This is a genomic window from Saccharothrix sp. (assembly GCF_031180885.1).
GTDB lineage: Bacteria > Actinomycetota > Actinomycetes > Mycobacteriales > Pseudonocardiaceae > Actinosynnema.
In genome coordinates this window covers 146,230-154,416 of sequence record NZ_JAPSLK010000017.1, presented here as the reverse complement: position 1 = coordinate 154,416, position 8,187 = coordinate 146,230, and the positions used below count along the sequence as shown (strand labels likewise).

General features: G+C 72.2%; 6 protein-coding genes and 1 tRNA gene. All 7 read right to left on the bottom strand.

What is annotated here, in order from left to right; all coding sequences use genetic code 11:
* Positions 1 to 247 precede the first annotated feature (247 nt).
* Positions 248 to 1,387: a HAMP domain-containing sensor histidine kinase gene (locus RIN75_RS21475; protein ID WP_309113774.1), complete on the bottom strand. Its 1,140-nt coding sequence runs from the start codon at positions 1,385 to 1,387 to the stop codon at positions 248 to 250.
* Positions 1,384 to 2,058 carry a response regulator transcription factor gene (locus tag RIN75_RS21470; RefSeq protein WP_309113773.1) on the bottom strand — a complete coding sequence of 225 codons (675 nt, stop codon included), beginning with the start codon at positions 2,056 to 2,058 and terminating at the stop codon, positions 1,384 to 1,386. The genes RIN75_RS21475 and RIN75_RS21470 overlap by 4 nt, the downstream gene beginning before the upstream one ends.
* Before the next feature lie 34 nt (positions 2,059 to 2,092).
* The gene (locus tag RIN75_RS21465; protein WP_309113772.1) at positions 2,093 to 2,725 is read right to left on the bottom strand and encodes a slipin family protein; all 633 of its coding nucleotides are present in this window, start codon (positions 2,723 to 2,725) and stop codon (positions 2,093 to 2,095) included.
* A gap of 111 nt (positions 2,726 to 2,836) precedes the next feature.
* Positions 2,837 to 2,895, bottom strand: a tRNA-Ser gene (locus RIN75_RS21460).
* A 73-nt stretch (positions 2,896 to 2,968) separates the two neighbouring features.
* Entirely contained in the window at positions 2,969 to 4,867 is a 1,899-nt protein-coding gene (gene dxs, locus RIN75_RS21455; protein ID WP_309113771.1) for a 1-deoxy-D-xylulose-5-phosphate synthase, read from the bottom strand.
* Positions 4,868 to 4,938: 71 nt separating this feature from the next.
* On the bottom strand, positions 4,939 to 6,168 hold the full coding sequence (locus tag RIN75_RS21450; RefSeq protein WP_309113770.1) for a class I SAM-dependent RNA methyltransferase: 1,230 nt from the start codon (positions 6,166 to 6,168) through the stop codon (positions 4,939 to 4,941).
* On the bottom strand, positions 6,165 to 8,165 hold the full coding sequence (locus tag RIN75_RS21445) for an APC family permease (protein WP_309113769.1): 2,001 nt from the start codon (positions 8,163 to 8,165) through the stop codon (positions 6,165 to 6,167). The genes RIN75_RS21450 and RIN75_RS21445 overlap by 4 nt, the downstream gene beginning before the upstream one ends.
* Between the last annotated feature and the right edge of the window lie 22 nt (positions 8,166 to 8,187).

Sequence of the window (8,187 nt, the reverse complement as noted above, 5' to 3'; positions counted from 1 at the left end):
GCTGTTGAGTTCTCAAAGAACACGCGCTCACCATCGCAACCCACTCGATCCGAGTGACTTTCTCCGGGGCTTGTGCGCCGCGCTCCGTTCCGGTCTGTCCGGCCCGTTCCGCGCTGGCAGAGAGAAAGTTACACCCCGCCCAACGCGGAGACAAATCGGGGTCCTGGGGCACCGTCTTCGCAGGTCGGACTACGTGCAGTCGACCCAAAACCGGATCATGTGTGACCGGGGCCACCCGAACGACTTTTCAGCGGGGCGCGCACGGCAGGTGCACCGCCACGGACAGGCCGCCGCCGGGGATGGCGGACGCCTGCACGCGACCCTCGTGAGCTGCGACGGCGGCCCGCACGATGGACAACCCCAGTCCCGTCCCCGTGCGCGCGGTCCGGTCCGCGACGCCCCGGCGGAACGGCTCGAACAGCTCCTCCACCCGGTCCGGCGCGATGACCGGACCCGACGAGGACACCCGCAGGGACGTCCACTCCGGCCCGCCCTCGGTGCGCACCTCGATCCACCCACCGGGCACGTTGTGCCGCACGGCGTTCTCCAGCAGGTTCCCCGCGATCCGCTCAAGCAGGGCCGGGTCGCCCACGGCGGGCGCGGGCGCGGTCACGAACGACGCACGGACCTGGCGCTCGTCTGCCTCCGCCCGCACTGCCTTCCACGCGGACTCGACCACGGCGTTCAGGTCCACCGGCTCCCGCACGGCCAACCCCAGCCCGTCCGTGCGCGCGAGCAGCAGCAGGGCGCTCACCAACTGCTCCGCCCGCTCGGTCGCCGACCGCACGACGGACGCCATGCGCCGCAGCTCCTCCTCGTCCGCGTCGGGGTCGGACAGGGTCACGTCCAGCTCGGTCCGGATCACCGACAGCGGCGTGCGCAGCTCGTGGGAGGCGTTGGCGACGAACCGGCGCTGCGAGTCGAACGCGGCCTGCAGCCGGTCCAGCATCTCGTCGAACGTGTCGGCCAGTTCGGCGACCTCGTCGCGCGGGCCGGCCAGGCGCAGCCGCTCCCCCAGGGACTCGGCGGACAGCCGCCGGGCCGCGTCGGTCACGTCGTGCACGGGCTGGAGGACGCGGCCGGCGATGGTCCACGCGAGCAGCGCGGCGGCGGCCACCACGCACAGGAAGGCGATCGTCCCCGACCGCAGCACGTCGTCGCGCGCCTGCTGGCCGAGGGCGTCGGCGAGCACCCCGGAGTCGACCTCGACGCCGTCCACGACGACCGTGCTGCCCTCGGGGAACCGGGGCGAGGACGCGACCACCCGGCCGACCAGCATCCAGCCCAGCAGCAGGAGCAGTCCGGACACGAACGCCACGAGCCCGGTGGCGAGCAGGGTGAGCCGGGTGCGCAGACCCGGCCCGCGGCGGCGCAGCGCCGGCGTCACTCAGGCAGGCCGGCGGTGGGCACGCGGTACCCGGAGCCGACGACCGTGTCGATGATGCCGGGCTCGCCGAGCTTCTTGCGCAGCGTCATGACGGTGACCCGGACGGTCGTGGTGAACGGGTCCGCGTTCTCGTCCCACACCCGTTCCAGCAGTTCCTCGCTGCTGACCACGGAGCCCTTGGCGGCCAGCAGCACCTCCAGCACGCCGAACTCCTTGCGGGTCAGCTCGACGGGCTGCCCGCCGCGCCGCACGGTGCGCCGGGCCGGGTCCAGCTCGACGTCGCGGGCGGTGAGCAGCGGCGGGGTGGCGGGGGTGGCGCGCCGGGCCAGGGCGCGCACCCGCGCGACCAGCTCGGGGAACGCGAAGGGCTTGGCCAGGTAGTCGTCGGCGCCCAGGGACAGGCCGGCGACGCGGTCGTCGATGCCGGCGCTGGCGGTGAGCATCATGACCCGGGTCAGCGCGCCGGAGCCCAGGATCTCCTTGCACAGCTCGTCGCCGGACATGCCGGGCAGGTCGCGGTCCAGCACGACGACGTCGTAGCGGGTGACGGAGACCTTCTCGTGGCCGGTCTCGCCGTCGTAGGCGACGTCCACGGCCATGCCTTCGCGCCGCAGGCCGCGCGCGATCGCGTCGGCCAGCGGCACCTCGTCCTCGACTACCAGGATGCGCACCTCACAAAGGTGCCACAGATCCCTGAGAGCGTGCTTAGGACGGCTGTTCGACCACGACGGTCTGCGCGGACTGCAAAGCGCGCAGCCGGAGCAGGGCCGGGTGGTCCTCGGCGAGGCGGGCGGCGTTGAGCAGTGACCGCATCGCGGCCGTCTCACCCCGTGCGCGCTCCAAAGCCGCCTTGGCCTCCGCGCGCGCCACGATCTCGGCGAGGGCGGCCTTGCGCAGTTCGGGCGGCATCACGACGTCCCGCACGGCGACCGACGCGACGAGCACGCCCAGCGACGCGGCCCGGGGGCGCACGGCCTCGAAGACCTCCGCGGCGATGGCGTCGCGGTCCGGGTCGACCTGGTCGTGGGTGCGGCCCAGCACGGCGGAGCGCAGGGCGAGCTGGAAGACCAGGTGCAGCTCGTGCTCGGGGTTGGGCGCGGTGACCACGAACGCGGTGGCGTCGTCGACCGACCACGTGATCACGAGGGTCACGCGGACCAGGACGCCGTCGGCGGTCGGGATGTCCTGCCAGGCGGGGGTGTGGGAGCGGGGGCGGACGTCGACGCGCTGGACGAGGTCGCGGCGCGGGACGCGGTGCTCGCCGGGGCCCAGTTCGCCCACCACGGAGCCCTTGCTGAAGTGCACGCCGCGTTCCCACGGCATGAGCGTGTGCTTCACATCCCCCTCCTCCCGAAGACGCTCCGAACGCGGACCGCGACCCCGGCCGTGGGGTGTCGGGCGGGGGCCCGAAGCCCGCAGAGCCCTCCACCCGGTGCTCGGCCGGGGTCGCGGCGAGGTAAGGGAGTCGAACCCCTGATTCGCGTTGACAGCGCGGTTACCAGTGCGCCCGGCTGCGATCGCGGAACCCGGAGCGGCAACGCCGTCCGGGCCACTGACCGGGCGGGAGGAAGGGTAGCGGCCCTACTTCTCCACAGTCGCGTCGATTTCTTCCGGCTGGGAGGCGACGACCCACTCGGTGATGCGGCGAGCCACGTCCTGCGCGGTGAGGCCGAGGTCGGCCAGGACCTCGGCGCGTTCGCCGTGCTGGTGGAAGGACTGCGGGATGCCCAGGTCGCGCAGCGGGGTGTCGACGCCGGCGTCGCGGAGCGCGGCGGCCAGTGCCCAGCCGAAGCCGCCGTGCCGGCCGCCGTCCTCGACGGTCACCACGAGCTTGTGCTGGGCGGCCAGGGTCACCAGGTCCGCGGAGACCGGGAACACCCAGCGCGGGTCGACCACGGTCACGCCGATGCCCTGGTCGGCCAGGCGCTGCGCGGCGGACACGCCCAGGCCGCCGAACGCGCCCACGGTCACCAGCATGACGTCGTCACCGGAGCGGCTGAGCACGTCGACCGTGCCGATGCGCTCGACAGCGGGCAGGTCCTCGCCCACCGAGGCCTTCGGGTAGCGCACGACGGAGGGCGCGTCCGAGATCGCGACCGCCTCCCGCAGCTCCTCGCGCAGGGTCGCGGCGTCGCGCGGGGCGGCCACGTGGATGCCGGGGACCAGGCCGCAGATCGACAGGTCCCACATGCCGTGGTGGGACGCGCCGTCCGGGCCGGTGATGCCGGAGCGGTCGAGCACGACGGTGACGCCCTGCTTGTGCATGGCGACGTCCATCAGCAGCTGGTCGAACGCCCGGTTGAGGAACGTGGCGTACACCGCGACCACCGGGTGCAGCCCGCCCATCGCCAGGCCCGCCGCCGAGGTCATGGCGTGCTGCTCGGCGATGCCGACGTCGAAGCACCGGTCGGGGTAGAGGCCGGCGAACTTGTCCAGGCCCGTCGGGCCGCGCATGGCGGCGGTGATGGCCACGATGTCGGAGCGCTCGCCGCCCAGCGCGGCCAGTTCGTCGGCGAACACGTGGGTCCACGTGCGCTTCGACGGGCCGACGTTCTCGCCGGTGATGGGGTCGATGACGCCGGTGGCGTGCATCTGGTCGGCCTCGTGGTTCTCCGCCGGGGCGAAGCCCATGCCCTTGCGGGTCACGGTGTGCACGATGACCGGGCCGCCGAAGGACTTGGCGCGGCGCAGCGCGGACTCCAGGGCGACGATGTCGTGCCCGTCGACCGGCCCGATGTACTTCATGCCCAGGTCCTCGAACATGGCCTGCGGGCTGAGCGCGTCCTTGATGCCGCGCTTGGCCGCGTGCAGGGCCGCGTAGAGGGGCTTGCCGACGATCGGGGCGTTCTGGAGGGCGTTCTTGCCGCGTTCGAGGGCCTTCTCGTAGCCGGGCCGCAGGCGCAGCGACGCGAGGTGGTCGGCCAGGCCGCCGATGGTCGGCGAGTAGGACCGGCCGTTGTCGTTGACCACGATCACCACGGACCGGTCGGTGCCGGCGGCGATGTTGTTCAGCGCCTCCCAGCACATGCCGCCGGTCAGGGCGCCGTCGCCGACGACCGCGACGACGTGGCCGCCGCGGCCGGTGAGCTGGAACGCCTTGGCCAGGCCGTCGGCGTAGGACAGGGCGGTGGAGGCGTGGCTGTTCTCCTCCACGTCGTGCTCGCTCTCGGCGCGCGACGGGTAGCCGGACAGGCCGCCCTTCTGGCGCAGCGTGTCGAACCCGTCCGCCCGGCCGGTGAGGATCTTGTGCACGTAGCTCTGGTGGCCGGTGTCGAACACCACGGGGTCGCGCGGCGAGTCGAACACCCGGTGCACGGCCATGGTCAGCTCGACCACGCCGAGGTTGGGTCCCAGGTGGCCGCCGGTCCGGGAGACCTTGTCGACCAGGAACCGCCGGATCTCCTCGGCGAGCCGCACCAACTCGTCGTGCTCCAGCCGCTTCAGATCCGCCGGTCCGTGCACGGATTCCAGCAAGCCCACCGCTCCACCTCGCCTGTGGTTTCTCTCCCCGATCGTCCGGCCAGTCTACGGACCAGAGGCTGAGACGCTGCTCAGCGAACGGGTTCCAGCAGCGCGACGCATTCGACGTGGTGGGTCATCGGGAACGCGTCGAACGCCCTGAGCTGCGTCAACTCGTAGCCGTGGTGGGCGAAGGAGGCGATGTCGCGGGCCAGGGCGGCGGGGTCGCACGCGACGTACACCACACGTGCGGGTCGGCTCCGGGCGATCGCGGTCACCACGACCCGGCCGGCGCCCTTGCGCGGCGGGTCGAGCACGACGACGTCCGGCGGGAGGTCGGTGAACTCGGGCGTCTCCAGCACCTGCTCGGTGCGGCCCGGGTGCCAGCCGACCTGCGGCAGGTCGGACAGGTTGACCCGGCCGTCCTCGACCGCGCCCACCGAGGACTCGACCACGGCCACCGAGCCCTCCGGGCCGACCTGCTCGGCCAGCACGGACGCGAAGAGCCCCGCCCCGCCGTAGAGGTCCCAGGCCCGGTCGCCGGGGTGGCAGTCGGCCCAGGCGCGGACCACGGCGGCCAGGGTGTCGGCGGCGGCCGGGTGGACCTGCCAGAAGCCGTCGGCCCGGAGGTTCCAGGTGCGGTGGGCGGCCAGTTCGGTGGCGGTGCCGCTGCCCTTGCGCCGCTTGACCGGTCCGGGGACGGGTCGGCCGCGCCGCACGACCGGCGGGCCGATCTCGGTCACGTGCACCTGCCCGCCCGCGTCGCGGGTCACCGCCAGCTCGGAGCCGGGCGGCCAGGTGCGGCCGACCACCGGGTCCAGGGCGCCGGGTGCGGCGATGACGCAGTGGTCGACGGGGACCACGTCGTGGCTGCGGTGCGCGCGGAACCCGGGCCGGCCGTCCGGGCCGACCGCCATCCGCATCCGGGTGCGCCAGTCGGTGGGGCCGCCGGGCAGGTCCTCGACGATGACCTCCCAGTCGAGCTTGGCCAGCCGGCGCAGCTGCTCGCTGACCACGGCGGCCTTCAGCTCGCGCTGCGCCTCCCACGAGGCGTGCTGCCAGTCGCAGCCGCCGCAGAGCCCCGGCCCGGAGAACGGACACGGCGGTTCCACCCGATCAGGTGAGGCTTGGAGGACTTCGACGGCGTCACCCCGGCAGAACGACCCGCCGGTGTCCTCGGTGATCCGCACGCGCACGCGCTCGCCGGGCAGGGCGTGCCGGACGAACACCACGCGGCCCTCGTACCGGGCGACGCAGTGCCCGCCGTGGGCGACCGCGCCGACCTCGACCTCGATGAGCCGCTGCTTCCAGGTGGCCGTCACTTCTCGTTACCGCCGCGCTTGTCCAGGCCGCGCCGGATGGCTCCGGGCGCGATCACGTCCTTCTCGGTCACCTTGGACGACGACGCGAGCTGCCACGGCACGCTCGTCACCATCACCCCGGGTTGGAACAACAGTCTGCCCTTCAACCGCAGCGCGCTCTGGTTGTGGAGGAACTGCTCCCACCAGTGACCGACCACGTACTCCGGGATGAACACGGTGACGACGTCGCGCGGGTTGTCGGTGCGGACCCGCTTGACGTAGTCCAGCACCGGCTTGGTGATCTCCCGGTAGGGCGACTCGATGACCTTGAGCGGGACCTTGAAGTTCTCCTTCTCCCACTCCGCGACCAGCCGGCGGGTGTCCGCGTCGTCGACGTTGACGGTGACCGCTTCGAGCACGTCGGGGCGGGTGGCCTTGGCGTAGGCGACGGCGCGCAGCGTGGGCATGTGCAGCTTGGAGACCAGCACCATGGCGTGGTTGCGTGCGGGCAGGAGCTTCTGCCGTTCCTGCTGGCGCAGCTCCTCGGCGACCCGGTCGTAGTGCCGGCGGATCGCGGTCATCAGCGCGTAGATGGCGGCCATCGCGGCGATGGCGATCCACGCGCCGTGGGTGAACTTGGTGATCAGCACGACGACGAGCACCGAACCGGTCATGAACAGGCCGAACGCGTTGATGCCCTGCGAGCGGCGCATCCGGTTGCGGGCGGCCGGGTCGGTCTCGGTCGCCAGCAGCCGGTTCCAGTGCCGGATCATGCCGGCCTGGCTCATCGTGAACGACACGAACACGCCCACGATGTAGAGCTGGATGAGCTTGGTGACCTCGGCGTCGAACGCGATGACCAGGATGATCGCGGCGGTGGCGAGGAAGACGATGCCGTTGCTGAACGCCAGCCGGTCGCCGCGGGTGTGCAGCTGGCGGGGCAGGTAGCGGTCCTGGGCGAGGATCGAGCCGAGCACCGGGAAGCCGTTGAACGCGGTGTTCGCGGCCAGGACCAGGATCAGCGCGGTCACCGCGGTGATGAAGAAGAAGCCGACCGGGAAGCCCTCGAACACCGCCCCCGCGATCTGGGCGACCATCGTCTTCTGCTCGTAGCCCTCGGGCGCGCCGACGAGCTGGTGGGCCGGGTCCTCGGCCATCTTCACACCGGTCATCTGGGCCAGCACGATCAGGCCCATCAGCATGGTGACCGCGATCAGGCCCATCATCAGCAGCGTGGTGGCGGCGTTGCGGGACTTCGGCTTGCGGAACGCCGGGACGCCGTTGGAGATGGCCTCCACGCCGGTCAGCGCCGCGCAGCCGGAGGAGAAGGCGCGCAGGACCAGGAACACGAACGCCAGGCCCAGGAGGTGGTCGTCCTCGGCGCGCAGCTCGAAGCCCGCGCTCTCGGCGCGCATGTCGTCGCCCAGGACCACGCCCCGGACCAGGCCGTAGCCGATCATCACCAGGATGCCGACCATGAACGCGTAGGTCGGGATGGCGAACGCCGCCCCCGACTCGCGGATGCCGCGCAGGTTGATGGCGGTGAGGACGACGATCGCCACCACCGCGAACTCGACCTTGTGGGTGGCGACGAAGGGGACCGCCGAGCCGATGTTCGCCGCGGCGGAGGAGATGGAGACGGCGACGGTGAGGATGTAGTCGACCAGCAGCGCGCTGGCCACGGTGAGGCCCGCCTTCTGGCCGAGGTTGACCGTGGCGACCTCGTAGTCGCCGCCGCCGGACGGGTAGGCGTGCACGTTCTGGCGGTAGCTCGCGACCACGGTCAGCATGACGATGACGACGACGATGCCGACCCACGGCGCGATCGCGTAGGCGCTCAGGCCCGCGACCGAGAGGACCAGGAAGATCTCCTCCGGCGCGTAGGCCACGGAGGACATCGCGTCCGAGGCGAACACCGGCAGCGCGATTCTCTTCGGCAGGAGCGTGTGGGCGAGACGGTCGCTCCGGAAGGGCCTGCCGACCAGGAGGCGCTTGGCCGCGGTTGCGAGCTTGGACACGGGTGCAAAGCGTAAGGGGTCC